33 protein-coding genes are annotated in these 26,220 nt (G+C 68.0%); 19 read left to right on the top strand and 14 right to left on the bottom strand.

All coding sequences use genetic code 11. The features are described 5' to 3' along the window. Window positions 1-2: 2 nt before the first annotated feature. On the top strand, window positions 3-302 hold the full coding sequence (locus tag LJ725_RS23775) for a hypothetical protein (protein ID WP_230553432.1): 300 nt from the start codon (window positions 3-5) through the stop codon (window positions 300-302). Window positions 303-471: 169 nt separating this feature from the next. Here LJ725_RS23775 and LJ725_RS23770 read toward each other — a convergent pair whose 3' ends face one another. Together LJ725_RS23770 and LJ725_RS23765 are read right to left on the bottom strand one after the other, a co-directional pair. Beyond that, complete coding sequence (locus tag LJ725_RS23770; protein WP_230553431.1) at window positions 472-822, bottom strand: (2Fe-2S) ferredoxin domain-containing protein; 351 nt, start codon at window positions 820-822, stop codon at window positions 472-474. 10 nt (window positions 823-832) lie between these two features. Continuing rightward, the gene (locus tag LJ725_RS23765) at window positions 833-1,099 is read right to left on the bottom strand and encodes a DUF6489 family protein (RefSeq protein WP_230553430.1); all 267 of its coding nucleotides are present in this window, start codon (window positions 1,097-1,099) and stop codon (window positions 833-835) included. A 43-nt stretch (window positions 1,100-1,142) separates the two neighbouring features. Between LJ725_RS23765 and LJ725_RS23760 the strand changes: the two genes are divergently transcribed. From LJ725_RS23760 to LJ725_RS23745, 4 genes are all read left to right on the top strand, one after another. Further along, window positions 1,143-2,315 carry a diaminopropionate ammonia-lyase gene (locus LJ725_RS23760; RefSeq protein ID WP_230553429.1) on the top strand — a complete coding sequence of 391 codons (1,173 nt, stop codon included), beginning with the start codon at window positions 1,143-1,145 and terminating at the stop codon, window positions 2,313-2,315. Window positions 2,316-2,320: 5 nt separating this feature from the next. Then, window positions 2,321-2,743, top strand: a complete 423-nt coding sequence (locus LJ725_RS23755; protein ID WP_230553428.1) for a DUF2267 domain-containing protein — start codon at window positions 2,321-2,323, stop codon at window positions 2,741-2,743. An 81-nt stretch (window positions 2,744-2,824) separates the two neighbouring features. Further along, a complete protein-coding gene (locus tag LJ725_RS23750; RefSeq protein ID WP_230553427.1) occupies window positions 2,825-3,445 on the top strand; it encodes a hypothetical protein in 621 nt (206 codons plus the stop codon). Between the two features lie 75 nt (window positions 3,446-3,520). Beyond that, complete coding sequence (locus tag LJ725_RS23745; RefSeq protein ID WP_230553426.1) at window positions 3,521-4,264, top strand: creatininase family protein; 744 nt, start codon at window positions 3,521-3,523, stop codon at window positions 4,262-4,264. 21 nt (window positions 4,265-4,285) lie between these two features. On the opposite strand, the gene LJ725_RS23740 is transcribed toward LJ725_RS23745, so the two are convergent. The 6 genes from LJ725_RS23740 to LJ725_RS23715 are packed head-to-tail and all read right to left on the bottom strand — an operon-like array spanning window position 4,286 to window position 8,918. Further along, a complete protein-coding gene (locus LJ725_RS23740) occupies window positions 4,286-5,146 on the bottom strand; it encodes a DMT family transporter (RefSeq protein ID WP_230553425.1) in 861 nt (286 codons plus the stop codon). A 25-nt stretch (window positions 5,147-5,171) separates the two neighbouring features. Continuing rightward, window positions 5,172-5,576 carry an EVE domain-containing protein gene (locus LJ725_RS23735; protein WP_230553424.1) on the bottom strand — a complete coding sequence of 135 codons (405 nt, stop codon included), beginning with the start codon at window positions 5,574-5,576 and terminating at the stop codon, window positions 5,172-5,174. 15 nt (window positions 5,577-5,591) lie between these two features. Next, entirely contained in the window at window positions 5,592-6,581 is a 990-nt protein-coding gene (locus LJ725_RS23730) for an NAD(P)H-dependent glycerol-3-phosphate dehydrogenase (protein ID WP_230553423.1), read from the bottom strand. After that, the gene (locus LJ725_RS23725; protein ID WP_230553422.1) at window positions 6,578-7,213 is read right to left on the bottom strand and encodes a TIGR02466 family protein; all 636 of its coding nucleotides are present in this window, start codon (window positions 7,211-7,213) and stop codon (window positions 6,578-6,580) included. The genes LJ725_RS23730 and LJ725_RS23725 overlap by 4 nt, the downstream gene beginning before the upstream one ends. Window positions 7,214-7,222: 9 nt before the next feature. Continuing rightward, window positions 7,223-8,260 (bottom strand): tRNA (adenosine(37)-N6)-threonylcarbamoyltransferase complex transferase subunit TsaD, encoded by a 1,038-nt coding sequence (gene tsaD / locus LJ725_RS23720; RefSeq protein WP_230553421.1) that lies wholly within the window; start codon window positions 8,258-8,260, stop codon window positions 7,223-7,225. A 7-nt stretch (window positions 8,261-8,267) separates the two neighbouring features. After that, entirely contained in the window at window positions 8,268-8,918 is a 651-nt protein-coding gene (locus tag LJ725_RS23715; protein WP_230553420.1) for a 2OG-Fe(II) oxygenase family protein, read from the bottom strand. A gap of 152 nt (window positions 8,919-9,070) precedes the next feature. Between LJ725_RS23715 and hemC the strand changes: the two genes are divergently transcribed. After that, window positions 9,071-9,997 (top strand): hydroxymethylbilane synthase, encoded by a 927-nt coding sequence (hemC, locus tag LJ725_RS23710; protein WP_230553419.1) that lies wholly within the window; start codon window positions 9,071-9,073, stop codon window positions 9,995-9,997. 20 nt (window positions 9,998-10,017) lie between these two features. Here hemC and LJ725_RS23705 read toward each other — a convergent pair whose 3' ends face one another. Continuing rightward, a complete protein-coding gene (locus LJ725_RS23705) occupies window positions 10,018-11,514 on the bottom strand; it encodes a methyltransferase domain-containing protein (RefSeq protein WP_230553418.1) in 1,497 nt (498 codons plus the stop codon). A 91-nt stretch (window positions 11,515-11,605) separates the two neighbouring features. Here LJ725_RS23705 and LJ725_RS23700 point away from each other — a divergent pair, with 91 nt between their 5' ends. From LJ725_RS23700 to LJ725_RS23685, 4 genes are read left to right on the top strand one after another with little or no spacing between them, the layout of a single operon-like run. Next, a complete protein-coding gene (locus LJ725_RS23700) occupies window positions 11,606-12,418 on the top strand; it encodes a M48 family metallopeptidase (RefSeq protein ID WP_230553417.1) in 813 nt (270 codons plus the stop codon). Then, a complete protein-coding gene (locus LJ725_RS23695) occupies window positions 12,415-12,642 on the top strand; it encodes a sulfurtransferase TusA family protein (protein WP_230553416.1) in 228 nt (75 codons plus the stop codon). The genes LJ725_RS23700 and LJ725_RS23695 overlap by 4 nt, the downstream gene beginning before the upstream one ends. A gap of 45 nt (window positions 12,643-12,687) precedes the next feature. Next, window positions 12,688-13,893, top strand: coding sequence for a phosphoglycerate kinase (locus LJ725_RS23690; RefSeq protein WP_230553415.1), 1,206 nt, complete (start codon window positions 12,688-12,690; stop codon window positions 13,891-13,893). Window positions 13,894-13,903: 10 nt separating this feature from the next. Next, window positions 13,904-14,503: an NUDIX hydrolase gene (locus LJ725_RS23685; protein ID WP_230553414.1), complete on the top strand. Its 600-nt coding sequence runs from the start codon at window positions 13,904-13,906 to the stop codon at window positions 14,501-14,503. Window positions 14,504-14,629: 126 nt separating this feature from the next. Here the strand turns inward: LJ725_RS23685 and LJ725_RS23680 are convergent, their stop codons facing one another. The 4 genes from LJ725_RS23680 to LJ725_RS23665 are packed head-to-tail and all read right to left on the bottom strand — an operon-like array spanning window position 14,630 to window position 18,204. Then, entirely contained in the window at window positions 14,630-15,226 is a 597-nt protein-coding gene (locus LJ725_RS23680; protein WP_230553413.1) for a septation protein A, read from the bottom strand. Further along, window positions 15,223-16,431, bottom strand: coding sequence for a signal recognition particle-docking protein FtsY (gene ftsY, locus LJ725_RS23675; RefSeq protein ID WP_230553412.1), 1,209 nt, complete (start codon window positions 16,429-16,431; stop codon window positions 15,223-15,225). The genes LJ725_RS23680 and ftsY overlap by 4 nt, the downstream gene beginning before the upstream one ends. 9 nt (window positions 16,432-16,440) lie before the next feature. Continuing rightward, entirely contained in the window at window positions 16,441-17,289 is an 849-nt protein-coding gene (gene dapF, locus LJ725_RS23670; protein ID WP_230553411.1) for a diaminopimelate epimerase, read from the bottom strand. Between the two features lie 6 nt (window positions 17,290-17,295). Then, complete coding sequence (locus LJ725_RS23665; RefSeq protein ID WP_230553410.1) at window positions 17,296-18,204, bottom strand: hypothetical protein; 909 nt, start codon at window positions 18,202-18,204, stop codon at window positions 17,296-17,298. Between the two features lie 62 nt (window positions 18,205-18,266). Between LJ725_RS23665 and LJ725_RS23660 the strand changes: the two genes are divergently transcribed. Further along, window positions 18,267-18,869, top strand: a complete 603-nt coding sequence (locus tag LJ725_RS23660) for a 2-hydroxychromene-2-carboxylate isomerase (RefSeq protein WP_230553409.1) — start codon at window positions 18,267-18,269, stop codon at window positions 18,867-18,869. Between the two features lie 9 nt (window positions 18,870-18,878). On the opposite strand, the gene LJ725_RS23655 is transcribed toward LJ725_RS23660, so the two are convergent. After that, on the bottom strand, window positions 18,879-19,478 hold the full coding sequence (locus LJ725_RS23655) for a CPBP family intramembrane glutamic endopeptidase (RefSeq protein WP_230553408.1): 600 nt from the start codon (window positions 19,476-19,478) through the stop codon (window positions 18,879-18,881). Window positions 19,479-19,684: 206 nt separating this feature from the next. Between LJ725_RS23655 and ffh the strand changes: the two genes are divergently transcribed. From ffh to leuD, 8 genes are all read left to right on the top strand, one after another. Continuing rightward, a complete protein-coding gene (gene ffh / locus LJ725_RS23650) occupies window positions 19,685-21,088 on the top strand; it encodes a signal recognition particle protein (RefSeq protein WP_230553407.1) in 1,404 nt (467 codons plus the stop codon). 68 nt (window positions 21,089-21,156) lie between these two features. Beyond that, window positions 21,157-21,528, top strand: coding sequence for a 30S ribosomal protein S16 (rpsP, locus tag LJ725_RS23645; RefSeq protein ID WP_230553406.1), 372 nt, complete (start codon window positions 21,157-21,159; stop codon window positions 21,526-21,528). A gap of 16 nt (window positions 21,529-21,544) precedes the next feature. After that, on the top strand, window positions 21,545-22,078 hold the full coding sequence (gene rimM, locus LJ725_RS23640; protein WP_230553405.1) for a ribosome maturation factor RimM: 534 nt from the start codon (window positions 21,545-21,547) through the stop codon (window positions 22,076-22,078). 6 nt (window positions 22,079-22,084) lie between these two features. Next, window positions 22,085-22,816, top strand: coding sequence for a tRNA (guanosine(37)-N1)-methyltransferase TrmD (gene trmD, locus LJ725_RS23635; protein WP_329958389.1), 732 nt, complete (start codon window positions 22,085-22,087; stop codon window positions 22,814-22,816). 16 nt (window positions 22,817-22,832) lie between these two features. Continuing rightward, on the top strand, window positions 22,833-23,318 hold the full coding sequence (gene rplS, locus LJ725_RS23630) for a 50S ribosomal protein L19 (protein ID WP_289297505.1): 486 nt from the start codon (window positions 22,833-22,835) through the stop codon (window positions 23,316-23,318). 10 nt (window positions 23,319-23,328) lie between these two features. Further along, window positions 23,329-24,774: a 3-isopropylmalate dehydratase large subunit gene (gene leuC / locus LJ725_RS23625; RefSeq protein WP_230553404.1), complete on the top strand. Its 1,446-nt coding sequence runs from the start codon at window positions 23,329-23,331 to the stop codon at window positions 24,772-24,774. A 126-nt stretch (window positions 24,775-24,900) separates the two neighbouring features. After that, window positions 24,901-25,395 carry an RDD family protein gene (locus LJ725_RS23620; RefSeq protein ID WP_230553403.1) on the top strand — a complete coding sequence of 165 codons (495 nt, stop codon included), beginning with the start codon at window positions 24,901-24,903 and terminating at the stop codon, window positions 25,393-25,395. Between the two features lie 65 nt (window positions 25,396-25,460). Then, window positions 25,461-26,075 carry a 3-isopropylmalate dehydratase small subunit gene (leuD, locus tag LJ725_RS23615; protein ID WP_230553402.1) on the top strand — a complete coding sequence of 205 codons (615 nt, stop codon included), beginning with the start codon at window positions 25,461-25,463 and terminating at the stop codon, window positions 26,073-26,075. The last annotated feature ends 145 nt before the right edge of the window (window positions 26,076-26,220 follow it).

The following is a 26,220-nucleotide window of genomic DNA, read 5'->3' as shown; positions in this document are numbered from 1 at the left end:
CCATGGACGCTCTCGCCACCTTCGCCGCCAGCGTGATCGCCGACCAGCCGCCAGCCGGGGCCAGCCCCGCCCTGCAGGCGCTGTGGTGGGTACGCCGCGGTGACTGGGCCCAGGCTCACGCATGCGTGCAGGCGCACGAGGGCGAGGCCGATTGCGACAGCGTGCACGCCCATCTCCACCGACAGGAGGGCGACCTCTCGAATGCCGGCTACTGGTACCGGCGCGCCGGCCGACCCGTGGCGCAGCAGTCGCTGGAGGCTGAATGGGCGGCGCTGGCAACGGAGCTGCTCGACCGCCCGTAGGCGGCGACCCGGCCCCGCCGAAGTCACGGCCTGTTGAGGAAACGGACCGCCCCACACCGGCGTTAGGCCCTCAGGAGGCCTGCCATGCTGGGTATCATCGTCGTGCTGATCATCTTCGCCGGATCGCAGGGGCTCGCGCGACGCGCCTCCTGACGCCGCGTTCTACCGGCTACTTGTCCTCCGGCTTCAGCATCAGCCGCTCGACCCTGCCGCCCTTCACCAGGTGCGTGTCGAGCACCTCGTCGACGTCTTCCTTGGTCGGCACCCTGTACCAGATCCCTTCCGGATAGATCACGAGCGTCGGCCCGAGTTCGCAGCGGTCGAGACAGCCGGCGTTGTTGATCCGGACGTTCTTCAACCCCAGCGCCTTGGCCTTGCTCTTCATGTGGTCGCGCAACGCCTCGCCGCCCCGCTCGGCGCAGCAGCCGCGCGGATGGCCGGCCGGGCGCCGGTTGGTGCAGCAGAAGACGTGGGCCTCGTAGTAGGGCTTCGGGTCGCCCGGCTTTTCACGCGCGCTCATGAACTCCGCCCTACTCTTTCTTGGTCGATCCGCCGGTGGCGATGTTGGCCAGCTGGGACCAGAAGACCTGCTGCATCTGCTGCATCTGGTCCATGCCCTGCATCGAGGCCGGCAGCCAGGTCTTGAAGATCGTCTCGGGGTTCATGGCGCCCAGGCTGTTGCGCAGGCGCTCCTCGATCTCGCCCATGATGCGATCCTGCATGGGCTTGATGTCCGGCAGGCCCATGAAGGCGCGAGCCTCCTCGGGCGTACAGGTCACTTCGACATTCACCTTCATGGGCCACTCCGTTTTGGGGACCTTAGCATGCTATGACCGGGTCATGACGACCCCCCGGTTGGCCCCCTGGTTGGCCCAGAATCCGCGCGCCTCCCGCGCCCTCGAATTCGGTCGCGAACAGCAGTTCGTGATCAATCCCAACGGGATTCCCGAGCTTTGCGAAGACCTGAGGGCCTGCCCCGTGCACAAGCCCACGCCGCTGTACGAGCTGCCGGCGCTCGCGGCACGGCTGGGCGTGGGCGAGATCCGGGTTAAGGACGAGAGCCAGCGATTCGGCTTCGGCGCGTTCAAGGCGCTGGGGGGCGTGATCGCGGTCGCCAATGTGCTGAGCAGCGCCGTCGGCGAGGCCTACCGGTCCACGCCCTCCTTCGAAAGCGTGATGAAGGGAGAGCATCGCGAGATCACCGGCAGGTTCGTCTTCACCGCAGCCAGCTCGGGCAACCACGGCCGATCGGTCGCGGCGGGCGCGAAGCTGTTCGGCAATCGCTGCGTGATCTTCCTGCCCAAGTTCACCAGCGCAGAGAAGGAGGCCGCGATTCGCGCCCGCGGCGCCGAGGTGATCCGGGTCGACGGCGACTACGATACCGCCGTCGCGGAATGCCGCCGGCAGGCCGAGGCGAGAGACTGGACGATCATTTCCGACACCTCCTGGGAAGGGTACGAATCGGTGCCGCGCAGCGTGATGCGCGGATATTGCGTGCTCGTCCACGAAGCCGCCGTCCAGCAATGGGGCCAGGCTCCGACGCATGTCTTCGTGCAGGCGGGTGTCGGCGGGCTGGCGGCCGCCGTGATCGGCTATCTCTGGGCGGTGTGCGAGAAGCGCCCGGTCTCGATCGTGGTCGAGCCCGAGAGCGCGGACTGCTGGTTCCAGAGCAACCTCGCCGGCAAGCCGACACTCGCCAGCGGTGACGCCGACACGGTGATGGGCGGCCTCGCCTGCCGCGAGATCTCACCCGTGACCTGGCCGATCATCGGCGCGGCGGCCGACTGGTTCATGACCATCCGGGAAGAAGAAGTCCTTCCGGCGCGCCGCCTCTACGCCAGTCCGCTCGGCCACGATCCCGCGATCATCTCCGGCCCGTCGGGCTGCGCGGGCCTCGCGGGCCTGATGCGCGTCTGCACCGACGCCGAAGCGTTCAAGGCCGTCGGCCTCGGCCCGACCTCGCGCGTTTTGCTGATCAACAGCGAAGGCAACCTGGGCGAGCCGCTGCCCTGACGACCATGCCGGTGCCCTTCGAATACAAGCGTGCATCCGCGGACTTCGAGCAGTTCATGCTCGACGCGCGGGACATTTCCTTCCTGGCAACCACCCATCAGACCTACACGATGGTGCAGGGCGTGTTTCAGGCCTTCCGCCGCCGCCTCGACGTGAGGGACGCGCTGCTGTTCGCCAACGTCCTGCCGCCCGTTCTGCGCGCGCTCTTCGTCGCCGACTGGAACCTCGACGAGCCCCACCGCCCGTTCGAGGATCGGGCAGTCATGACCCGCGAGGTGCAATCGCTGCGACCCGACCATAACCTTGCACCGGCCTCCTCGATCCGCGACGTGGCCGCCGCGCTGCGCAAGAATATCGACCAGGCCGAACTGGACCGCGTCCTGGCGCGGTTGCCGGCGGGCGCCCGCGAGTATTGGCAGGCCGACTGACCATCAGTTGTCCTTTCCATCTCTCTGCGCGTCGTGGTAGCAAGCCGGGCCGGGCCTTCCGGCAGGGGGAGAAACGAGAGAATGAACTCCGGGAAACTGGCGGCCGTCGGCCGCCTGATGATCGCTGTCGGCCTGCTGGCCACGACGGCCGCCTGCGCCACGGTGGTCGGCGGCACGACCCAGGAAGTCTACGTCGATACCGAGCCCAAGGGTGCCACCTGCACCGTGAACCGGCAGGGCACTGCCATCGGCTTCATCAAGCCCACGCCCGGCAAGACCACCCTCTCGCGTTCCAAGGAAACCGTCACGCTCGCCTGCAATCTCGAAGGCTACGAACAGTCCAACGAGGTCCTGGTGTCGAGCTTCACCGGTGCCACGGTGGGCAACATCCTGCTGGGCGGGCTGGTCGGCGTCGCCATCGACGCAGCCTCCGGCGCCAACAACAAGTATCCCGAGCGCGTGATGGTCATCCTGACGCCCGCGACCTTCCCGAGCGACGAGGCACGCGACGCCCATTATGCCGGCATCCGCCAGCGCATCGAGGCCGGCGCCAAGGCGGAGATCGACCTCGTCAACACGCGCTGCAGCTCGACCAACCGGGAACTCTGCACGATCGAGGCCAAGCAGATCGCCGACGCCCGCGACAAGGCGCTGGCCGATCTCGACAAGCGCCGGCTGGCCGCCAAGGTCGTGCCGGGCTGACCTCCAGCTGCCGGCATCCTTGTCTCGCTGCACGAAGCGACGCATCCTGCGGTCACATCACAGGAGTTTCGGTTCGTGCAGCTTCAGCTCAAGACCTGGCAGTTCGTCGAAGACTATCTCAAGACCAAGACCGGTATCATCATCCCGATCGGCTCGACCGAGCAGCATGGGCCGACCGGGCTGATCGGCACCGACGCGCTGACCGCCGAGATGATCGCGCGCGGCGCGGGCGAGAAGGCCGGCGCCCTGGTGGCGCCGACCATTTCCGTCGGCATGGCGCAGCATCACCTGGACTTCGCCGGCTCGATCACGCTGAAGCCCACGACCCTGATTGCGGTCGTGCGCGACACCGTGGTCTCGCTGGCCCGCCATGGATTCACGCGCTTCTTCTTCGTGAACGGCCATGGCGGCAACATCGCCACCGTCACCGCCGCCTTTTCCGAGATCTATGCCGAGCGCTCGATGGAGCGCATGAGCAACCAGCCTTCCATCAAATGCGCGCTGCGCAACTGGTGGGACGGGCCGGGCATCAAGCGGCTGAGCGCCGAGCTCTACCCGACCGGCGAGGGCAGCCACGCCACCGCGTCGGAGGTCGCCCTCACCTGGTACAAGTATCCCGAGACGATCCAGCGCAAGGAGATGGAGCCGCGCATCGCCCCGACCGGCAGCTTCGCCGACGCCGAGGACTATCGCCGCGCCTTTCCCGACGGCCGCATCGGCTCGGACCCCAACCAGGCGACGCCGGAACACGGCAAGCGGTTCTACGACACCGCCGTCGAGGAGGTCGCACGCGACTATGCAGCCTGGGTCGCGAAATAGGCGCCAGTTCGTCGGCGTTCGCTAACGCCTGACACGCTCGCGATGAAGGATATAGAGACCTGATCCGACGATCACGGCGATGCCGGCGAGCGCCAGGGTGTTGGGGACCTCGCCCCACACCGCGTAGCCGATGGCGAGCGCCCACAGGATCGACGAGTAGCGGAAGGGCGCCATCACCGAGATCTCGCCGCCCGAGCGCAGCGCGATCACGAGGAACTGGTATCCCATGGCGAGGAGCAGCGAAGACGAGACGAGATAGCCCCAGGCCCGCGCATCGATCGGCTGCCAGCCCTCGATCAACGCCCAGATGCAGCCCACGATCGCCACGGTGATCGCCGTCGAGAAGGAGACGACCAGCGTCGGCACGGCCGGCGGAAGATGGCGGGCGACGACGTCGCGACAGGCGCTGAGGCAGGTTCCGGTGAGCGCCACCCAGGTCCAGCCGTTGATGTCGCCGGGCCGCGGCTGGATCACCAGCAGGACACCCGCGAAGCCGAGCCCGACCGCCGTCCAGCGCCGCCAGCGCACATCCTCCTTGAGCACCAGGACGGCCAGCACCGTGAGGATGAGCGGCATCGAGAGGTTGACGGCCGTGGCGATCGCGAACGGGATCTGGAACAGCGCGATCAGGTAGATGATGGCCGCGGCGGCCTCCAGCCCGCTGCGCAGCATGACCTGCGGATGCATGGCATAGGAGATCTTGCGCCAGGTTCCCGTCGCCAGCAGCGCCAGCGCGCACCAGAGCGTGGCGAACAGGCCGCGCATGCCGATCGCCTGCACCGACGGCATGTTCTCCGCCGCGAGCTTGATCAGCGCATCGTTGAAGATGAAGACGACGACCGACGCCAGCATCGCCACGATGCCGCGGGTATTGTCGACCATGACGGTGCTGCCGGATGCCGTCGGGCTACCTGGCCATCTTCTCGATGAGCTTCCACTGCTCGATGGAGACCGGCACGACCGAGAGGCGCGACTGGCGCACCAGGCCGAAATCCTTGAGCTTCGGCTCGGCCTTGATCGCCGCCAGCGTAACGGGTTTTTTCACCGGGCCCAGGACCTTCACGTCGACCGTGACGGCCTTGCCGGCCTCGTCGGTGGGATCGGGATAGGCCGCCTTCACGACTTCGGCGAGGCCCACGATCTCCTTGCCCTCGTTGGAATGGTAGAAGAAGCACTGGTCGCCGGGCTTCATGGCCTTGAGGTTGAGTGCGGCCTGGGCGTTGCGCACACCGGTCCAGGACGTCTTCTTGTCCTTGATGAACTGCTCCCACGAATACGCCGACGGCTCCGACTTGATGAGCCAATAAGCCATGTCATTCCCCCAGCATCATTTGCCTTCACGGCGCAGCGGACGCGCCAGCAGGCCCCGGATCGCCTCGTCGAGATCCGCGCCCCGATGCAGGATAGCATCGACGGCGGTGCAAATCGGCATCTCGATGCCGAGCCGGGCGGCCCGTTCGAGCACCGCCGGCGCGGTCGCCGCTCCCTCCACGACCTGCCGCCGGCCTTCCATGTAGCGTGCGAGCGATGTGCCCTTGCCCAGCGCGGCGCCCAGCGCGCGGTTGCGAGAGAGCGGACCGTGACAGGTGAGCACGAGATCGCCCAGGCCGCTCAGCCCCGTCAGCGTCTCGAGATTGGCGCCCATGGCGAGGCCCAGTCGCGCCATCTCGGCAAAGCCGCGCGTGACAAGCGCGGCGGCGGCGTTGTGGCCCAAACCGCGCCCCTCGACGATGCCGGCCGCAATGGCCAGCACGTTCTTCACCGCGCCGCCCAGCGACACGCCCACGACGTCGTCGGTCCAGTAGGGCCGGAACATGCCCGCGGCGAGCGCGCCCGCGAGGTCCCGCCCCAGGCCGGCATCTCCGGTCGCGATGCTGACCGCCGTCGGCAGTCCCTGCACCGCCTCTTCCGCGAAGCTCGGCCCCGACAGCATGGCGACCGCCCGGCCCGGCAGCACCTCCGCCAGCACTTCGGGCATCAGCAGGCCGGTCGCAGCCTCGATGCCCTTGGCGCAGATCACGACGGGCGCGGCCCCCGGCAGATCGCGCGCCAAGGCCCGCACGGCCTGCGCCGGACAGACCAGCAGGATGACATCGCAGGCCTCCAGCTCGCCCAGCGTCGCCGCCGCCTCGATGCCGGCATCGAGCGGCTGGCCCGGCAGGTAGATCTCGTTGCGGCGCTGATCGGCGATCGCCGCCGACACGGTGCGATCGCGCGACCACAGGGTGACCCGACGGCCGGCGCGTCGCCCGAGACAGGCGAGCGCCGTCCCGAAGGCACCGCCGCCGACGATGCCGATATGCGAGAGCCCCGTCACAGGCTGAGATTGAGGGCGATGGAGATGCGCTGCGCGGTGCCGCGGTAGGGCCGCACCTGGTGCAGCACCCAGGACGGGAACATCACCAGCCGTCCCGCCTTCGGCACGATCGTCTGGTTGGTGCCCACCGACAGACCGCCCGGCAACGCGAAGGCAAGGTGCGGCGCGTACATCGCGGGCGCCGGTCCACGCGGATCCATGAACTCGAGCTCGCCACCCAGCGACGGATCGGCCTGGATGCCGCCGTCGTCGACGTAATAGACGCCCGACCAGTAGCTGCCGGGATGGGAATGGAATTCGTTTCCGTGGCCGCTGCGGTTGATGTTCGCCCACATGTTGGCCTGCCACATGATCGAGACCGGCTGGCCGGCGCGGTCGACTGTGGCGCGGTTGGCGACGTTGCGCGCGACCGCCAGCAGCTTGATGGCCGGCACGCCGGCCCACTTGTCGACGTCCCAGGTCGACTGCCAGCCGCCCAGCGTGCTGTGCGACTTGCTGGGCTGCTCGGCCTCGCGCTTCAGCAGCGTCGGCGACAGGGCGGCATTGAGCTGCGCGCCATCGGGAAGGTCGATGACCAGGATCGGCGTCGGAAAGGCGGCGACGGTCTCGAAGGCGAGCGGCGGGTTGCTCATGACGGCAGTCTACACCCGATTGGCGGCGGCGGGGTCGAGCGGCCAGCGTGGCCGCGGCCGGAAATCGAGCGTGTCGACCTGGCCGAGACGCAGCCGCTCGGCGCCCGCCCAGGCGATCATCGCGCCATTGTCGGTGCACAGCCTGACCGGCGGCGCGACCAGGGTCGCTCCGTGCGAGGCCGCGACTTCCTCGAGGCGGCCGCGCAGATAGACGTTGGCCGCGACGCCACCGGCCACGACCAGCGTGGCGGAGGGCGCCAATCCCAGCGCATTGGTGCAACGGTCGGCGAAGACATCGCCCACCGTGCGCTGGAAGGACGCGCAGAGATCGGCGACGGCCTGGCGATCCCCCGCCGGCAGTTTCTCACCCGTCTGGCGCACGGCCGTCTTGAGTCCGGAGAAAGAGAAGTCGCAGCCCGGCTTGCGCCACATCGGCCGCGGCAGCGCGAAACGCTTCGGATCGCCTCCGACCGCCGCCTTCTCGACCGCCGGGCCGCCGGGAAAACCCAGGCCCAGCAGCTTGGCGGTCTTGTCGAAACACTCGCCGGCCGCATCGTCGATGGTCGTGCCGAGCCGCGTGAAGTCGCCGGGTCCGCGCACCGTCAGCAGCTGGCAATGGCCGCCCGACACAAGCAGCAGCAGATAGGGAAACGCGACCGGCTCGGTCAGGCGCACCGACAGCGCATGCCCTTCGAGATGATTGACGGCGATGAAAGGCTTGTCGTGCGCGAAGGCCAGCGCCTTGGCGGTCATGACGCCGACCATCACGCCGCCGATCAGCCCCGGCCCGCCCGTCGCGGCGATGCCGTCGAGATCGGCGAGGCCGACGCCCGCCTCGTCGAGTGCCTGCGCGACCAGCCCGTCGATCCGTTCGAGATGCGCGCGCGCGGCAATCTCCGGCACGACACCGCCGAAGCGGCGATGCTCTGCCAGCTGGCTGTAGACGGTGTTCGAAAGGATCCGGCCGACCGGCTGCGTGCCGGCCGGCGCCTCGATCACGGAGACGGCCGTCTCGTCGCAACTCGTCTCGATGCCCATGACACGCATGACGCGCCTACAGGCTGAGATTGAAGGCGATGGAGATGCGCTCGGCCGTGCCGCGATAGTGCCGCACCTGGTGCAATAGCCATGACGGGAACATCACCAGCCGGCCGGCCTTCGGCAGCAGCGCTTCGTTGACTCCGCCCGACAGCCCACCCTGCATGGCGAAGCCGAGGTGCGGCGCGTACATCGTCGGTCCCGCCCCGCGCGGGTCCATGAATTCGAGCGCCCCACCCAGCGAGGGATCTTCGGCGATGCCGCCATCGTCGACGTAATAGACGCCCGACCAGAAGGCGCCGGGATGGGTGTGAGGCAGGTTGCCGTGGCCGGTGCGATTGATGTTCGCCCACATGTTGGCGCGCCACGTCACGGCGAAATGGCCAGGATGCGGTCCCGCGCCCGCCGTGCCCGACCGGTCGGTGGTCGCCCGGTTGGCGGTGTTGCGTCCGATCGCCAGCAGCTTCAGCGCCGGCACGCCACCCCAGCGATCCATGTCCCAGGTCGACTGCCAGCCGCCTTCGTTGGAGGCCTGCTTGCCCGGATGGGACTTTTCGCGCTCCTGGATGACCCGCCGCAGGTCGGCGTTGAGCGCCGCCGAGTCCGGAACGTCGTGGATGACGATCGGCGTGGCGAACAGCGGAACGATCTGGAAATCCTGGCTCATGCGGCCCTCTATCCGCCGACTATCGCCCGGCGGCAACAGGACACACAACCGCGCCGGCGACAATGCAGAAAGACCGCAACGACGGGGTCGCGGGACCCGCCGATGCATCGCTCATCTGGCGTGAGCGGGCGACCTACGCTAGAGCAGCCCGCATGACCGTACCCCTCCTTCGGCTCGGCACGCGCGGCAGCCCACTCGCCCTCACACAGACCGGCCTCGTGCGTGACGCGCTGGCCAGGGCCGTTCCCGCGCTCGCCGGCCCCGGCGCCATCGAGATCGTACCGATCCGCACCACGGGCGACGTCATCCAGGACCGGCCGCTGTCGGAAGCCGGCGGCAAGGGCCTTTTCGTGAAGGAAATCGAGGAGGCGCTTCTGCAGCGTCGTATCGATGCAGCCGTGCACAGCATGAAGGACATGCCGACCGCGCAACCCCCGGGCCTCGCCATCTCCGCCTTCCTGCCGCGCGAGGATGCACGCGACGTGCTGATCGCCGGCGACCTCGAACGCATCGACGCGCTGCCGCAGGGCGCGATCGTCGGAACCTCGGCGCTGCGCCGCAAGGCGTTGCTGCTGCACCGTCGGCCCGACCTGCAGATCGTCACCTTACGCGGCAACGTCGACACGCGACTGGCCAGGCGCGCCGACGGCACCGTTCACGCGACCATCCTGGCGCTCGCCGGCCTCAAGCGCCTGGGCAAACCCAATGTCGGCGCGGCCATCCCGGAATCGGAGATGTTGCCGGCGGTCGGACAGGGTGCGGTGTGCATCGAGGCCCGCGCCGACGACGCGCAGATCCGCGGCTGGCTCGCGGCCATCAACCATGAAGCGACCGCCGTCCGCGTGCGCGCCGAGCACGCGATGCTGGCCGCGCTCGACGGATCCTGCCGCACGCCGATCGCGGGCCACGCGACCCTGACGGATGGCACGCTGCACCTGCGCGGGCTGATCGCCCGCCCCGACGGCTCGACGGTGATCGAGACCGAACGCCGTGGCGCCGCCGCCGACGCCGACGCGATGGGCCACGATGCCGGCGAGGAACTGAAGCGCCGCGGCGGACCGGGCTTCTTCGCGGACTGAGCCCAGCTTTGCTCGGCTCCCTACGCCTTCTGGCAGACGAAGGCGTAGCCCGGGAACAGGTTCGACTTCTCACGCTCGAGCTGTTCCCAGCGGGCGAGGTCGGACATCGTGCGCTCGGTCGGGAAACGCGCGCGATACAGTTCGAGCGGGCCGGCATTGGCCGCCGCGCTCTGCGACGCACCGACGTTGAACTCGAACCCCAGGAAACGCAGCCCGCTGCCTTCGAGGAAGGTGCGCAGGCGCGAGATCGTGAAGCGATGCTCCTGCACGTGGAAGCAGAGGTCGCGCAGCAGGCTCGCGCTCCAGAAATCCTCCCAGGCGGTGAGCGGCCGCAGCCGCCGCCATTCGCCGCTCATCACCTTGCGGCGGAACTCGCGCAGCCCGTCGAGCGTCGAGGGCAACCGCGCCATCTCGATGTCGCGCCGCGCCTTCACCACCAGCGCACGCGCGCTCTCGCCGTAGAGCCCGAGCCGCAAAAAGGCGCCGGGCCGCAGCATGTCGGAGATCGCCTGCAGGCCGGCCTTCGGATCGGCCATGTGATGCAGCACGCCCACGCACTCGGCATGGTCGAAGGTGCGACCCAGTTTCGGCAGGTCAAGAATGTCGCCGCGCAGGAACTCGATGTTGTCGACGCCGTAACGCGCCGCCATGCGCTTGCCGTAGGCGAGGCTGGCGCGCGAGAGATCGACGCCGGTCACGTGGGCGTTCGCGTAGGACGAGGCCACGGTCAGCGGATGCTGGCCCGTGCCGGCACCCGGCATCAGCACTTCCAGCGGTCCGTTGCCGAACTCGACGGGGGTCGCATGCGGGAAATCGCGCATCAGGGCGGCACGCACGTCGACCGTCGGCCGACGCGCGAGATGCGTCCAGCGCGGATAGGGATTGGTCTCGTACATCGCCTGGACCGACAGCGAGACGGCATCGGTGATGGGCGCGATCTCGGGAATCGAGACCTTGAGGCTCTGTTCCTCGACGACCTCGGCGCGGGCCACGGCGGGCGGGCGAAACATGGTCGCCGCGGGCTCGTCGACGATCGCCGGATCGTCGGGCCAGACATACTCGTTGAGCCACGCCTGCTCGGCGAGCGAGGCGATCAGCTCGCCGACCTGTGGGCCGGGCTCGGCGGCCGCGACGGCCTTGCGCAGCGCCAGCAGCTTGCGTTCGAGATCGGCGTCGCGGTTCAGCGACTTGCGCAGGAAGGCGTGCAACAGCGGATCGGCGGCGAGACGCTGCAGGTCGTTGTCGGCCGGCCAACCGACCACGAGCTGGTTGGCCGCGCCCCAGCCGACCGCGTCCCAGTTGGCGCCCTCATCGGCATAGGCTTCGAGCAACAAGGTCCGAAGCTGTGCGTTGGGTTGCGCGGTGCGGGCGCGTTCGAGGATCGCATCGAGCCCCATGCGCGCCTGCGCATCGCGCGGCGAGGCGGCGAGCGCCTGGCGATAGGCCGACAGGGCTTCGTCGAAGCGGCCGGCGGCGAACAGCTCGTCGCCGATCGTGGAGTAACGATTGGGGGTCAACTTGGTCTTCGTTCGGTGGACGCTTCCCTATAGCACGCCCTCGCGCGGCGCACGCTCGACCTCCCGGAACGCCTTCCCTAGACTTCTCGGCATGGCTTTCGGCTCACGTCTGCTGCTGATCCTGTGCAGTCTCACGTCCCTGCTCTCCGCCTGCGAGACGGCGCCGGTTTCGGGGCGCTCGCAGATGATGCTGGTCAGCGAAAGCGAGGAACGGCAGATGGGTCTGCAGGCCTATCGCGAGGTGCTGAGCAAGGAGACGCTGTCGCGCGACGCGCAGGCCAATGCGCTGGTCGAGAAGGTCGGTCGCCGCATCGCCGCCGCCGCCGAGCGGCCGCCACAGGAATTGTGGCGCGCGCCGAACTTTCGCTGGGAATTCAAGACCGTCGACAAGAACGAGCCGAACGCCTTCTGCCTGCCCGGCGGCAAGATCGTGGTTTATACGGGCCTGCTGCCGATCACCCGGACCGAGGCGGGCATGGCTGTCGTGATCGCCCATGAGGTCGCCCATGCCCTGGCGCGCCACGGGGCGGAGCGCATGAGCGACCAGATGGTGGCGTCGGTCGGCACCACGGCGGCGGCGGTGGCGCTCTCGGCCACGGTGAGCGGCCGCAGCCGCACCTATCTGCCGGCCATGATGGCCGCGGTCGGCGCCGGCGCGACGGTCGGCTACATCCTGCCGATGTCCCGGGCGCAGGAATCGGAAGCCGACCGGATCGGTCTCGTGCTGATGGCGCTGGCGGGCTACGACCCGCGCGAGGCCGTCGGCCTGTGGGAGCGCATGCGGGCCGCAAGTTCCGGCAAGCGACAGGCGGAATGGCTCAGCACCCATCCCGCGGACACGACGCGCATCGCCGATATCCGGCGCTGGCTGCCCGAAGCCATGCAATATTACAGGCCCAAATGACCGACACGCTGGAATACGACGCGACCGGCCTGCTCTGCCCCCTGCCGGTGTTGCGCGCCAACCGCAAGCTGCGCGAGCTGGATGTGGGCGGACTGCTCACGGTGCGCGCGACCGATCCCGCCGCCGAAGCGGACTTCCCCGCCTTCTGCCGCCAGACCGGCCACGAGCTGGTCTCCGCGACCCGCGAGGGCGAGGTGCTGGTATTCGTCATTCGGAAACGCTAGACGGCGGCATCGCAAGACGGCCGTTCGACAGACAAGAGAGAGTTCATGCCGCAGACCACCTTCAAGACGATCGATTCCACCGACATGGCCGGCAAGCGCGTGCTGGTGCGCGTCGATCTCAACGTGCCGATGAAGAACGGCAAGGTGACCGATGCGACCCGCATCGAGCGCGCGGCGCCCACGATCAAGGAACTGGCGGCCAAGGGCGCCAAGGTGATCGTGCTCAGCCATTTCGGCCGCCCCGACGGCAAGCGCGTGCCCGAAATGACGCTGCGCCCGCTGGTCGAGCCGCTTGAGCAGGCGCTGGGCAAGCCGGTCGGCTTCGCGGAGGACTGCATCGGCCCGCTTGCCGAGGAGGCCGTGCGCAACATGAAGGCGGGCGACGTGCTGCTCCTCGAGAACCTGCGGTTCCACAAGGAGGAGGAGAAGAACGAGGCGGGCTTCATCGACAAGCTTTCGCTGCTGGGCGACGTCTATGTGAACGATGCGTTCTCGACCGCCCATCGCGCCCATGCCTCGACCGAGGGCCTCGCCAACCGCCTGCCGGCGGTCGCCGGTCGCCTGATGCAGGGCGAACTGGAGGCGCTCGACAAGGCGCTGGGCAGCCCGAAGCGGCCGGTGTGCGCGATCGTCGGCGGCGCCAAGGTCTCCACCAAGCTCGACCTGCTCGGCAATCTCGTCGGCAAGGTCGACAAGCTGATCATCGGCGGCGGCATGGCCAACACCTTTATGCATGCGGAGGGGATCAAGGTCGGCAAGTCGCTGTGCGAGAAGGACCTCGCCGCAACCGCGCTCGAGATCCTGGAGAAGGCCAAGGCGGCGAAGTGCGCGGTGCTGCTGCCCGTCGACATCATGGCGGCGGACGAATTCAAGGCCAACGCCCCGCATGTCGTGGTCGACGCCGACGCCTGCCCCGACGACAAGATGATCCTCGACGTGGGCCCCAAGACGATCGCGCTCTATCAGAAGGAACTGGCCGACTGCGCGACCGTCGTCTGGAACGGTCCGCTCGGTGCCTTCGAGATCAAGCCGTTCGACACCGGCACGATGGCGCTGGCGCAGGACGTGGCGCGCCTCACCGCGGCGGGCAAGCTGCTGTCGGTGGCCGGCGGCGGCGACACCGTGGCGGCGCTGGCGGCGGCCGGCGTGGAGGAGAAGTTCTCCTACGTCTCGACCGCGGGCGGCGCCTTCCTCGAATGGATGGAAGGCAAGACCCTGCCCGGCGTTGCGGCGCTGATACGGGCGGCGTAGCGTCGGCGCCATGAGCGCCCCCACGACACCTCCCGACCGCCCGCGCCTGCCGTGGGATCCGCCCGAGCATTTCGAGAAGCGGGTTCCCGACGGCGACAATCGCGAGCGGCTGGTCTGCGGCCGCTGCGAGTTCATCCACTACCAGAACCCCAAGGTCGTCGCGGGCGCGGTCTGTACGTGGGAGGACAAGATCCTGCTGGCCAAGCGCGCCATCGAACCGCGCAAGGGCTTCTGGACCCTTCCCGCCGGCTACATGGAACTCGGCGAGACGACCGAGCAGGCGGCGCAGCGCGAAGCGCGGGAAGAGGCCTGCGCCACCATCGAGATCGACCGGCTGCTGGCCATGTACAGCGTGGCGCGCATCGGCCAGGTGCAGATCATGTATCGCGCCAAGCTGGTCACGCCCGACATCGCCTGCGGCGTCGAGAGCGAGGAAGTGGCGCTGGTCGACTGGGCCGACATTCCATGGGACCAGCTCGCCTTCCCGACGGTGGTCTGGGCGCTCGCCCACTTCCACGAATCGCGCGACAAGTCCGACTTCTCGACCTACTCCAATCCCACCGGCGACCTCGCCCGCATGTGGCCGCCGAGGAAGCCCGCGGGGGTTTGAGCTCCTTCTGCCCCATTCAGATGGGGAGGTGTACGCGACGGAGGGCAATGAGGAACGATCGTTCTTCGACGCTCCCGGACATTGCAAGCAATGTCCTGCCGCTCCCTGGCCGAGCTCTGCTCGGCCTCAACTACCCCGCGCAAAGGGATTGTCGTCGCCGTCCCAGTACTTCTTCAGCAGCGGGATCTGCAGGAACGCGAAGACCAGCGTGAGCGGGAAGCTCAGGAACATCTTGCTGGCGATCCAGGTGTCCGTGGGGAAGTTCCGCCACATCACCTCGTTCACGATGGCCAGCACGAAGAAGAACATCGTCCAGCGCATGGTGAGCTGATACCAGCCCTCGTCGGTGAGCTTGAAGGCTGCACCGAACAATGGCTTCAGCAGCGGTTTCTGGAACAGCACCAGGCCGCCGCCCAGGATCACCGCGAACAGGCAGTTCACGATGGTGGGCTTCAGCTTGATGAAGGTCTCGTCCTGCAGCCAGATGGTGAGGCCGCCGAACACCAGAACGAAAAAGCCCCCGACCAGCGGCATCACCGGCCAGCGCTTCTCCAGCCAGCGATAGCAGGGAAGCGCGACCGCGGTGGCGACGATGAAGATACCCGTGCCCCAGTAGATGCCCCAGCGGCCGTTGGCCGCGAAGAACAGAACGAGCGGTCCCAGTTCCAGCGCCGTGGCGTAGAGTTTGCGCATGCCGTTGTCGTCGCTGCTCTTCTCGCTCATGCCGGCAATCCCATCAATCCGCGCGCGAAAGCCCGTGCCTCGAAGGGCCGCAGGTCGTCGATGCCCTCGCCGACACCGATGGCGACGACCGGCAGCTTGAACTTCTCGGCCAGCGCCACCAGCACGCCGCCCTTGGCGCTGCCGTCGAGCTTGGTGAGGACCAGCGCATCGACCGGCGACATGGCCTTGAACGTCTCCACCTGGGCATGGGCGTTCTGGCCGGTCGTGGCATCGAGCACCAGCAGGCAGGAATGCGGCGCCTCGGGATCGAGCTTGGCGAGCACGCGCACGATCTTGGCGAGCTCTTCCATCAGGTTGGTCTTGTTGTGCAGGCGGCCCGCGGTGTCGATCAGCAGCACGTCGGTCTTCTCGGCGCGCGCCCGCTCCAGCGCCTCGTAGGCAAGGCCCGCGGCATCCGCACCGGTCTGCTTGGAGACGACCGGCACGCCGGCGCGATCGCCCCACACCTTGAGCTGCTCGACCGCGGCGGCGCGGAACGTGTCGCCCGCCGCCAGCATCACCGAACGGCCCTCGCCCTTGTAGAGGCCGGCGAGCTTGGCGATGGTCGTGGTCTTGCCGCTGCCGTTCACGCCGACCACCAGCACGACATGCGGCTTCCGCGCGGCATCGATGGTGAGCGGCACGGCGACCGGCTTGAGAATCTCGGCGATGTCCTCGGCGAAGGCGGCGCGCACCTCCTCGTCGGTGACTTCCTTGCCGAAGCGTTCCTTGCCGAGCTTGGCCACGAGCCGTCCGGCAACGGCGACACCAAGATCGGCCTGGATCAGGACATCCTCGAGATCGTCGAGCGTCTGCTGGTCGAGCTTCTTCTTGGTGAAGAGGCCGGTGATGCTCTCGGCGACCTTCTTGGTCGACTTGGACAGGCCCTCGCGCAGGCGCGACAGCCAGCCCTTCTTCTCGACCGGCGGTGGCTCGATCGATTGCGGCTCGACCGCTTGTGCCTCGGCCACGATCGCCGTCTCGACGGCCGCCGGCTCGGGCTCCAGGGTGGTCTCCACCGGCGCGGGGATCGGCTCCGGCGACGGCGCCGCGACCGGTGCTTCCGGCGCGGCCGCGGCGGCCGGCTCGACCGGTTCGGGCTTTTCGACCTCGGGCTCGGGCGCCTTCGGCGGCTCGACGGTCGGCGCTACCCGGGAGCGCAACCGCGCAAACCAGCCCTTCTTTTCGGGTTCCGTCTCGCTCACCGCGGCACCTCAGGAAAGCAGGGAGCGGTCGAGTTCGCCCCGGTAGGCGAGCGATATGCCGCCGGTCATCGAAACATGATCGTCCCGCAGCCACTCGATGGTGAGTGTGCCGTGCTCGACGACGACATCGACCTTTCGGCCCGTCAGCCCGCGCCGCGCCGCGGCGACGCCGGCCGCGCAGGCGCCCGACCCGCAGGCGAGCGTAAGGCCCGCACCGCGTTCCCAGACGCTGAGCCTCACCTTGTTCTCGCCGATCACCTGGGCCACGCCGACATTCACGCGCTCGGGAAAGAACGGATCGTGCTCCAGCTTCGGACCCAGTTCGGTGATCGGGATCGAAGTCAGATCGTCGACGAAGAAGGTCGCGTGCGGGTTGCCGACGTTGGTGCCGACCGGATCCTGCAGCGGGCCGAGGCCAACCGGCATGTGGTTGGTGTCGCACGCCATTGCGACCGGAATCTCGCGCCAGTCCATGCGCACCAGTCCCATGTCGACGGAGATCACCGGCAGGCCGTTGGCACCGCGGCCGACCTTCTGCGATTCGAGCAGCCCGGCGATCGTCTGGATCGTCGCCTCTTCGGCCTTGAGTTCGTCCATCACCACGGAAGCGACGCAGCGCGTGGCGTTGCCGCAGGCCTGCGCCTCGCTGCCGTCGGGATTGTAGATGCGCATGAAGACGTCGGCCTCGCCCTCGGTCGGCGGCTCCAGCACGATGAGCTGGTCGCAGCCGACGCCGAGGCGCCGGTCGGCGATGGCGCGGCGGCGCGGCACCGTCAGATCGAGCGCGTGCCCACGCGCGTCGAGCACGACGAAATCGTTGCCCAGCCCGTGCATCTTGAGAAACGGCGTTCCAGCCATGCGGCGCTATATGGCGGTTCGGCCCGGCCAGCGCAACGAGCGCGCCCGCACCTGCCCGGCCTGCGGCCCCCCGATCTCGCGCACGTCGAGGGTGGGGAGTCGCTTGGTGTAGATCGTGAGATGCAGGATGCCGAGCGCCTCGTAGGGCATCGCGGGCTCGACGAACAGGCCGCGGCCGGCGTCCCAGGCCGGTGTGGCGTGATGCACCGGCCAATTGCAGCGGCTGGGCAGCGGTTCGCAGGCGAAGCCGCGGTCGTAGACCAGGACGTTCAGCGCCACCTGGTCGGTCATGTCGGCGGACCGCTGCAGCGCCGCGCCCAGCAGGTCGGCCCAGCCCTGCCAATGGGGCGCGCCGGCTGCGAGCGCGAAGACGCCGGCATTGATCAGTGGGTAGCGGATCAGCCGGTCGGCGACATCCCGGCCGAAGCAGGCCTCGAACGCCGCGCCGTTGATCGTGGAGAATTCTTTCCACGCATGCCGATAGTGCCGCATCGAGCGATGGATCTCGGGCGCCACCGCCAGCGCACCGGTCCGCGCGGCGGCCAGGAACAGGTCGATCGCATCGCCCTGCTGCACCCAGCAGTCGCCGTCGATCCAGAGATAGAGATCGAAGCCGGGGAAATAGCGCGGCAGGAAGGGGCGCGCCGTCAGCGCCTTGTAGCCGTCCTTCAGCGTCTCGCGCGCCGGGAAGTCGAAATCCCAGTCGGGCACGACGAGGATCGCGCCGCGATCGCGACACCAGGCGCGCTGCTCCTCCGTCAGGCCGCAATCGAGCACGCCGAGCGCCAGCCTCCGCCCTTCGTCCGTCGCCTGCAGCGACATGATGCAGTCGCGCATCAGGTCGAAATAGGCAGCGTCGCCGCCGGTGATGGCGATGGCTCGTTCAGGGGTGGCTTTTTCGGAAGAAGCAGTCACGTCGCGAAGATGGCGTATCGACGGGCTTTGCGCCACAGTCCGCCACCAACCGGAGGAACCGCATGGGCAAGCACGTCGACTACTATGTCTCGCTGAATTCGCCGTGGACCTATCTCGGCTCGGCGCGCTTCGACGCCATGGCGAAGAAGCACGGCGCGACCGTCACGATCTGGCCGGTGGATTTCGGCTCGATCTTCGCCGTGTCCGGCGGCCTGCCGCTGCCCAAGCGCTCGCCGCAACGCCAGGCCTATCGCATGATGGAGCTGAAGCGCTGGCGCGACCATCTCGGCGTGAAGACGACGCTGGAGCCCAAGTTCTTTCCCGCCAACGAGGTGCCGGCCGCCAAGTGCGTCATCGCGCTGCGCGAGCAGGGCCGCATGGCGGACGCGATCAAGGTCGCGCACGCGGTGCTGACCGGTCTCTGGGCCGAGGAGAAGAACAGCGGCGATCCGGACACGCTGAAGGCGATCATCGACGGATGCGGCCTCGACGGCGCCGCCGTGATGAAGGCCAGCGAAGCGCCGGGCATCGCCGAGAAGCGCGACGCCTATACCCAGCATGCGATCTCGCAGGGTGTCTTCGGCGCCCCGTCCTACGTCATCGACGGCGAGATCTTCTGGGGCCAGGACCGGCTGGAATTCGTCGAGCGCAAGCTCGCCGCCTGAGCTTCCCGTTCAGGAGCCGCCGAGGAAGGCGGCTCCTGCGACGGCGATCGAATTGTTGACGACATGCGCCACGATCGTCGGCACCAGCGAGCCGGTCCGCCAGCGCAGCCAGCCGAACCAGAAGCCCAGCGGCAGCACCAGGAGAATGTGCACGGGCTCCGTATGGGCGGCGGCGAAGGCCAGCGAACTCAGCACGAAGGCGACGAGGTTGCTCCAGCGTCCAGCCAGCCAGCCATAGAGCAGCCCGCGGAAGACCAGTTCCTCCGCCAAGGGTGCCAGAACGGCCAGAACGGCCAGGGTCTTTAGTATCTCGGAGGTTCTCTGGATACCTTCCGTAACCTGCCGGACCCCTTCGGGCTGCAGGCCGGTCTGGCTGACGGCGAAGCTGAGGACGGTCGTTCCCACCACGCCGAAGACGATCGGGCGCCAGCCGACCGGCCGCAGGCCCAGGGCTGCCGGGGCATCGCGACCCAGCGGCAGGACGGCGACGAGGAGGCCCAGCAGGCAGGTCCCGAAGAAGGCCGAGAGCACCAGCAGGTTGCTCCGACCCGGCAAAAGCCAGAAAACGACCAGCCCGATCAGGGGCGCGACGGCCACGAAGATCAGCATCGCCCAGCCCGGAAGCCGCGGAGAATTGTTGTTATTCAAAGAGTTAGCCGGGTCATCCAAGCGTTTTGACTCCTGACGCGCCAAGCCTTATACCCCGCCGGCTCAATCGGTCGTGCCGATTTACAAGGTTCCCCCTTCGGGGAGCTCCGCTGATCCGCGAAGGTTCGCGCATCGGCGCGATACGTCTTTGAGCGAACGGGAGCACGATGTTCGAGGGTCTTAGCAAGCGTCTGGGCGACGTATTCGACAAGCTGAGGGGGCGCGGTGCGCTGTCCGAGGCCGATGTCGACGCGGCCCTGCGCGAGGTGCGGACCGCCCTGCTCGAGGCGGACGTGGCGCTGCCCGTCGTTCGCCAGTTCGTCGACGAGGTTCGCCCCAAGGCGATCGGCGCCGATGTCATCCGCTCGGTCACGCCGGGCCAGATGGTCATCAAGATCGTCAACGACCACCTGGTCGAGATGCTGGGCGGGACCGTCGCCGATCTCGACCTGGGCGCCATTCCGCCGGTCGTCATCCTGATGGTCGGCCTGCAGGGCTCGGGCAAGACGACCTCCTCGGCCAAGATCGCCTATCGCCTCAGCCAGGGCCCGCAGGGCATGGCGGCCGAGATGTTCGGCGGCACCTTCTCGACGCGGCGCAAGGTCCTGATGGCCTCGCTCGACACGCGTCGCCCGGCCGCGCAGCACCAGCTCAAGGTGCTGGGCGAGCAGACCGGCGTTCCGACCCTGCCGATCGTCCCGCTCGAGATGCCGCTCGCCATCACCCGGCGCGCGCTCGAGACCGCCAAGCGCGAAGGCTTCGACGTCCTCATCCTCGACACCGCCGGCCGCCTCTCCATCGACGAAGAGTTGATGAAGGAAGTGGCCGACATCAGCGACCTGGCCAAGCCGAAGGAGACGCTGCTCGTCGCCGACGCCATGACCGGCCAGGACGCCGTGAACGTGGCCAAGGCCTTCAACGACCGGCTGGCCGTCACCGGCATCGTGCTGACCCGCGTCGACGGCGACGCGCGCGGCGGTGCGGCGCTGTCGATGCGCGCCGTGACCGGCCGTCCGGTCAAGCTGATCGGCGTCGGCGAGAAGTTCGACGCACTGGAGCCGTTCCATCCCGACCGTATCGCTTCCCGCATCCTCGGCATGGGCGACATCGTCTCGCTGGTCGAGCGCGCCGCCGAGACGATCGACAAGGAAGACGCCGAGAAGCTGGCCGCCAAGGTCCGCAAGGGCCAGTTCGACATGGACGACCTGCTCAACCAGCTGCGCCAGCTGCGCAAGATGGGCGGCCTGTCGGGCCTGATGGGCATGCTGCCGGGCGCGATGCAGGCCAAGGCCGCGATGTCCAAGGCCAAGATCGACGAGGGTCAGCTCAAGCGCCAGGAGGCGGTCATCCTCGCGATGACGCCGAAGGAACGGCGCAACCCCGACCTGATCCACGCCTCGCGCAAGAAGCGCATCGCCAAGGGCTCGGGCGTGCAGGTACAGGACGTCAACAAGCTGCTCAAGCAGCACGCCGACATGCTCAAGATGATGAAGCGTGTGAACAAGCTCGGCGAAAAAGGTTTCATGCGCAGCCTCGGGGGCATGGGTGGCCCACCGGGTTTCCCGCGCTGAGGGTTCGACGAAGTCAGACAGATCAGACGTAGGCCAAATCAGACGAATCGAAGAGAGGACTTGAGAGAATGATCGCAATCCGCATGACCCGTCACGGCGCCAAGAAGCGTCCGTTCTTCCACATCGTCGTCGCCGACTCGCGCAGCCCGCGCGACGGCCGCTTCATCGAGAAGCTGGGCACCTACAACCCGCTGCTGCCGCGCGACCACGCGCAGCGCCTGACGCTCGACAAGGAGCGCATCGCCCACTGGCTGAAGGTCGGCGCGCAGCCGTCCGACCGCGTCGCGAAGTTCCTGTCACAGGCCGAGCTGATGAAGCCGCGCGAGCGCCGCGAGCAGACCAAGAAGTCCGCCCCGCGCGCCAAGGCGCAGGAGCGCATGAAGGCCGAGGCCGCCGCGGCGGCGGCCGCCGCGCCGGCAGCGGAGGCTGCGGCCACCTGATCGGCTGGTGGTCCCGGTGAGCAAGGGTCGCATCCTGCTGGGTGTCGTTGCGGCACCCCACGGAGTCCGCGGCCTGGTGCGCATCCGGAGCTACACCGAGGATCCGATGGCGATCGCCTCCTATGGCGCACTGTCGGACGAGAAAGGGACGAAGGAGTACCGGGTCGAGGCGCTGAGCTCCGTAAAGGGGGCGGTCCTGGCCCGGATCGAGGGCGTAGCCGATCGCACGGCGGCCGAGGCAGTCCGGGGTTTGCGGCTCTACGTGGAGCGCGAGCGGCTGCCGGAGACGGGCGAGCGGGAGTGGTATGAGGCGGACCTGATCGGGCTCGCCGCGTTCGACCGGGAGGGCCGGAACTGGGGGAAGGTCATGGCCTTCCACGATTTCGGCGCCGGGCGGACGATGGAGGTGTCGGGAGGCAGCGCATCGAGGAATTCGGTGATGCTGCCCTTCACCGACGAGGCAGTGCCCGAGATCGACGTCGAGGGCGGCAAGGTAACGGTCGATCCGCCGGCAGGTCTGCTGACGGGTGGGCCGGCGAAGGAGGAGTAGGAGACGGTGTGGCGCGCGACAGCGCTGACGCTCTTCCCGGAGATGTTTCCGGGCCCGCTGGGCGAGAGCCTGGCCGGCCGGGCGCTCAGGGAGGGCGTGTGGTCGCTGGAGGCCGTCGACATCAGGCGGTTCGCAAGGGATCGCCATGGCACGGTGGACGATGCGCCCTTCGGGGGCGGCGCCGGCATGGTGATGAAACCCGACGTGCTGTCGGCGGCGATCGAGGCGGTCGCCCAGGCAACGGGGGGGCCGGAAGTGCCGAAGGTCCTGCTCTCGCCGCGTGGCGCGCCGTTCAGTCAGGCGCGCGGGCGGGAGCTGGCGGCGGGGCCGGGCGTGGTGCTGGTGTGCGGGCGGTTCGAGGGCGTCGACGAGCGCGTCATCGAGGCCCACGCGCTGGAGGAGATTTCGGTCGGCGATTTCGTGCTTTCGGGCGGCGAGATCGCGGCCATGGCGATGATGGATTGTTGCGTACGGCTGCTGCCCGGTGTGATGGGCGCGGCCGATTCGGCGAACGAGGAGAGTTTCGAGGACGGATTGTTGGAGTACCCGCACTACACCCGGCCCGCGACCTGGGCTGGCCCCGATGGAATTGAACGGCGCGTGCCGGAGGTTCTGCTCTCGGGCCATCACGGCAAGGTCGCCGACTGGCGGATGAAGCAGCGGGAAGAGATCACGCGGAGGCGGCGGCCCGACCTGTGGGCCCGTCGCCGGACCGCGGCGGGAAACGATGAGAAGTGACGAAAGGATGGATGCGATGAACATTCTCGACGCGATCGGCCAGACGACGATCGACAAGGTGCAGGAAGAGCGGCCCGTTCCGTATTTCGAGTCGGGCGACACGCTGAAGGTGCACGTGAAGGTGCAGGAAGGTAACCGCGAGCGGCTTCAGGTCTATGAAGGCCTGTGCATCGGCCGCAAGAACGCCGGCGTGAACTCGTCGTTCACGGTGCGCAAGATCAGCTTCGGCGAAGGCGTGGAGCGCGTGTTCCCGCTCTACAGCCCGAACATCTGGGAAATCGAGGTCGTCCGTAAGGGCGTCGTGCGTCGCGCCAAGCTCTACTACCTGCGTGATCTGCGCGGTAAGGCGAGCCGCATCGCCGAGGACACCGAGGCCCAGCGCGAACTGATCGCCACGCAGGCCGAGGAGGCTCTCAAGCGGCCGCGCCGCGAGAAGCTCAAGAAGGAAAAGCCGAAGGAAGAGAAGAACGTCCGCGCCGCCAAGGGCGGCGGAAAGAAGTAGCAGGCGCACCATGGCGTTCCGCAAGAAGTCGGCCACGCCGCCGGCCCCGCCGCCGCCACCGCGGACCCTGTTCGAGAAGATCTGGGACAGCCACGTCGTTCATCGCCAGGACGACGGGACCTGTGTCATCTACATCGATCGTCACCTCGTCCACGAGGTGACCAGCCCGCAGGCCTTCGAGGGCCTGCGCATGGCGGGACGCCCGGTGCGCCGTCCCGACGCCACCATTGCGGTCGCCGACCACAACACCCCGACGACGGACTTCAGCCAGGGCATCGAGGACGAGGAATCCCGCGTCCAGGTCGAAACGCTCGAGAAGAACGTCGCCGACTTCCACGTGCCCTACTTCGGCCTGAACGATCCGCGTCGCGGCATCGTGCACGTGATCGGCCCCGAGCAGGGCCTGACCCTGCCGGGCATGACGATCGTGTGCGGCGACAGCCACACCTCCACGCACGGCGCGTTCGGCGCGCTGGCCTTCGGCATCGGCACCTCCGAGGTCGAGCACGTGCTCGCCACGCAGACGCTGATCCAGAAGCCGGCCAAGAACATGCGCGTGTCGGTCGAGGGCAGCCTGCCGCTCGGCGTCACAGCCAAGGACGTGATCCTCGCCATCATCGGCAAGCTCGGCACGGCCGGCGGCACCGGCTACGTGATCGAGTATGCCGGCCGCGCCATCCGCGAGCTCACGATGGAAGGCCGCATGACGGTCTGCAACATGTCGATCGAGGCGGGCGCCCGCGCCGGCCTGATCGCGCCGGACGAGACGACCTTCAAGTACCTGCAGGGCCGCCCCTTCTCGCCGAAGGGCGGGGCATGGGACCTGGCGCTCAGCCAGTGGCGCCGCCTGCCGTCCGACAAGGGCGCGCACTTCGACGTGCAGCTCGACCTCAACGCCTCGGACATTCCGCCGATGGTGACCTGGGGAACGAGCCCGCAGGACGCGCTGCCGATCACCGACGTCGTTCCCGACCCGGCCAATGCGCCGGACGAGAACCGCCGCGAGGCCTGGACCCGGTCGCTGGCCTACATGGGCCTGACGCCGGGTACGCGCCTCGTCGACGTGCCGATCGACCGCGTGTTCATCGGCTCCTGCACCAACGGCCGCATCGAGGATCTCCGCGCCGCCGCCGAGATCGCGCGCGGCCGCAAGGTCGCGGCGAACGTCTCGGCGATGGTCGTGCCGGGCTCCGGCCTGGTGAAGGCCGAGGCCGAGAAGGAAGGTCTGGACAAGATCTTCATCGAGGCCGGCTTCGAATGGCGCCTGCAGGGCTGCTCGATGTGCCTGGCGATGAACGCCGACCGCATCGAGCCCGGACAGCGCTGCGCCTCGACCTCGAACCGCAACTTCGAAGGCCGTCAGGGCCGCGGCGGGCGCACCCATCTGGTGAGCCCGGCGATGGCTGCCGCCGCCGCCATCCGCGGCACGCTCGCGGACGTTCGCGACTTCCAGTAACCGCCGTTTCACGACGGATGAAGGACGGGCGGTGCCGCAGGGCACCGCCCGTTTCTGTTTGCAGTCGGGAACGCCTGTGGCCAATGTTGCATTGTCGTTTTCGCCGATCCTCCATGGGAGAAAGACATGGCCAGCGTCCCGAATTCAGGCTCCGCCGCCCCGCCTCCGCCGCCGGTCTGGGATGCGACGCCGCCGGGCACCACCCCAGTCGGCTACGGCGGCTTCTGGATCCGCGTCGTCGCCTACATCATCGATGCCATCCTCGTCAGCCTGGTGCTGGGCGTCGTGATGTCCGTGTTCGGCATCAAGTACATGGACTTCGACAATCCGGAGAAGATCGACCCGACGGCGAACCTGCTGTCGATCCTGGTCTTCTGGCTCTATTTCGCCCTGATGGAGAGTTCCGAGAGGGGCGCCACGGTCGGCAAGATGGCCATGGGGCTGAGGGTCGTGACCGGCGACGGCAAGCGCCTCACCTTCCTCAATGCCACCGGGCGCTATTTCGCCAAGATCCTCTCCGCCCTGATCTTCTGCATCGGCTACATCATGGTCGGCTTCACCGAGCGCAAGCGCGGGCTGCACGACATGATCGCCAATACCCTGGTCATCAAGACCCGCTAGACGAGAATCGCCGGCTTGACCCCGGCCCGGAAAGCCCGTTTATTCCGGCCTTTCCGGGAGGTCTCATGGAAAAATTCACGACGCTGAGCGGCGTCGCTGCGCCGCTGCCCATGGTCAATGTCGACACCGACATGATCATTCCGAAGCAGTTCCTGAAGACCATCAAGCGCACGGGTCTCAAGAACGGCCTGTTCTACGAGATGCGCTGGACGGCGGACGGCCAGAAGAAGGACTTCGTCCTCGACCAGCCGGCCTACCAGAACGCCAAGATCATCGTGGCGGGTCCCAATTTCGGCTGCGGCTCGAGCCGCGAGCACGCGCCCTGGGCGCTGCTCGACTTCGGCATCCGCTGCATCATCTCCGAGGACTTCGCCGACATCTTCTACAACAACTGCTTCAAGAACGGCATCCTGCCGATCAAGGTGCCGAAGGAGATCGTCGACAAGCTGATGGACGATGCGAGCCGCGGCTCCAACGCCATCATCGAGATCGACCTCGAGAAGCAGGAGATCAAGGGTCCGGACGGTGGCACCGTCCACTTCGACATCGATCCCTTCCGCAAGAAGTGCCTGATGGAAGGCCTCGACGATATCGGCCTGACCATGGAGAAGAAGTCGGACATCGACGACTTCGAGCGCCGCCAGAGCGAATCGCAGCCCTGGCTGCACGCCGCGACCTGACGAACAAAAAACCGACCTCATCCTGAGGAGCGAGCGCAGCGAGCGTCTCGAAGGATGTGCAACGGACACCGCGCCTGTTGCCCATCCTTCGAGACGCGCCGGAGACGGCGCTCCTCAGGATGAGGTTGTTTCAAATCGATCGAAC

Source organism: Reyranella aquatilis (assembly GCF_020880995.1).
Taxonomy (GTDB): domain Bacteria; phylum Pseudomonadota; class Alphaproteobacteria; order Reyranellales; family Reyranellaceae; genus Reyranella; species Reyranella aquatilis.
This window is presented reverse-complemented; position numbering and strand designations above follow the sequence as displayed.

Excerpts from the sequence above, each read along its gene's own strand:
- LJ725_RS23775 (WP_230553432.1), top strand. The coding sequence starts at position 3 with ATGGACGCTCTCGCCACCTTCGCCGCCAGCGTGATCGCCGACCAGCCG.
- LJ725_RS23770 (WP_230553431.1), bottom strand. The coding sequence starts at position 822 with ATGAGCGCGCGTGAAAAGCCGGGCGACCCGAAGCCCTACTACGAGGCC.
- LJ725_RS23765 (WP_230553430.1), bottom strand. The coding sequence starts at position 1,099 with ATGAAGGTGAATGTCGAAGTGACCTGTACGCCCGAGGAGGCTCGCGCC.
- LJ725_RS23760 (WP_230553429.1), top strand. The coding sequence starts at position 1,143 with ATGACGACCCCCCGGTTGGCCCCCTGGTTGGCCCAGAATCCGCGCGCC.
- LJ725_RS23755 (WP_230553428.1), top strand. The coding sequence starts at position 2,321 with ATGCCGGTGCCCTTCGAATACAAGCGTGCATCCGCGGACTTCGAGCAG.
- LJ725_RS23750 (WP_230553427.1), top strand. The coding sequence starts at position 2,825 with ATGAACTCCGGGAAACTGGCGGCCGTCGGCCGCCTGATGATCGCTGTC.
- LJ725_RS23740 (WP_230553425.1), bottom strand. The coding sequence starts at position 5,146 with ATGGTCGACAATACCCGCGGCATCGTGGCGATGCTGGCGTCGGTCGTC.
- LJ725_RS23735 (WP_230553424.1), bottom strand. The coding sequence starts at position 5,576 with ATGGCTTATTGGCTCATCAAGTCGGAGCCGTCGGCGTATTCGTGGGAG.
- LJ725_RS23725 (WP_230553422.1), bottom strand. The coding sequence starts at position 7,213 with ATGAGCAACCCGCCGCTCGCCTTCGAGACCGTCGCCGCCTTTCCGACG.
- tsaD (WP_230553421.1), bottom strand. The coding sequence starts at position 8,260 with ATGCGTGTCATGGGCATCGAGACGAGTTGCGACGAGACGGCCGTCTCC.
- LJ725_RS23715 (WP_230553420.1), bottom strand. The coding sequence starts at position 8,918 with ATGAGCCAGGATTTCCAGATCGTTCCGCTGTTCGCCACGCCGATCGTC.
- hemC (WP_230553419.1), top strand. The coding sequence starts at position 9,071 with ATGACCGTACCCCTCCTTCGGCTCGGCACGCGCGGCAGCCCACTCGCC.
- LJ725_RS23700 (WP_230553417.1), top strand. The coding sequence starts at position 11,606 with ATGGCTTTCGGCTCACGTCTGCTGCTGATCCTGTGCAGTCTCACGTCC.
- LJ725_RS23695 (WP_230553416.1), top strand. The coding sequence starts at position 12,415 with ATGACCGACACGCTGGAATACGACGCGACCGGCCTGCTCTGCCCCCTG.
- LJ725_RS23690 (WP_230553415.1), top strand. The coding sequence starts at position 12,688 with ATGCCGCAGACCACCTTCAAGACGATCGATTCCACCGACATGGCCGGC.
- LJ725_RS23685 (WP_230553414.1), top strand. The coding sequence starts at position 13,904 with ATGAGCGCCCCCACGACACCTCCCGACCGCCCGCGCCTGCCGTGGGAT.
- LJ725_RS23680 (WP_230553413.1), bottom strand. The coding sequence starts at position 15,226 with ATGAGCGAGAAGAGCAGCGACGACAACGGCATGCGCAAACTCTACGCC.
- dapF (WP_230553411.1), bottom strand. The coding sequence starts at position 17,289 with ATGGCTGGAACGCCGTTTCTCAAGATGCACGGGCTGGGCAACGATTTC.
- LJ725_RS23660 (WP_230553409.1), top strand. The coding sequence starts at position 18,267 with ATGGGCAAGCACGTCGACTACTATGTCTCGCTGAATTCGCCGTGGACC.
- LJ725_RS23655 (WP_230553408.1), bottom strand. The coding sequence starts at position 19,478 with ATGCTGATCTTCGTGGCCGTCGCGCCCCTGATCGGGCTGGTCGTTTTC.
- ffh (WP_230553407.1), top strand. The coding sequence starts at position 19,685 with ATGTTCGAGGGTCTTAGCAAGCGTCTGGGCGACGTATTCGACAAGCTG.
- rpsP (WP_230553406.1), top strand. The coding sequence starts at position 21,157 with ATGATCGCAATCCGCATGACCCGTCACGGCGCCAAGAAGCGTCCGTTC.
- rplS (WP_289297505.1), top strand. The coding sequence starts at position 22,833 with ATGAACATTCTCGACGCGATCGGCCAGACGACGATCGACAAGGTGCAG.
- leuC (WP_230553404.1), top strand. The coding sequence starts at position 23,329 with ATGGCGTTCCGCAAGAAGTCGGCCACGCCGCCGGCCCCGCCGCCGCCA.
- LJ725_RS23620 (WP_230553403.1), top strand. The coding sequence starts at position 24,901 with ATGGCCAGCGTCCCGAATTCAGGCTCCGCCGCCCCGCCTCCGCCGCCG.
- leuD (WP_230553402.1), top strand. The coding sequence starts at position 25,461 with ATGGAAAAATTCACGACGCTGAGCGGCGTCGCTGCGCCGCTGCCCATG.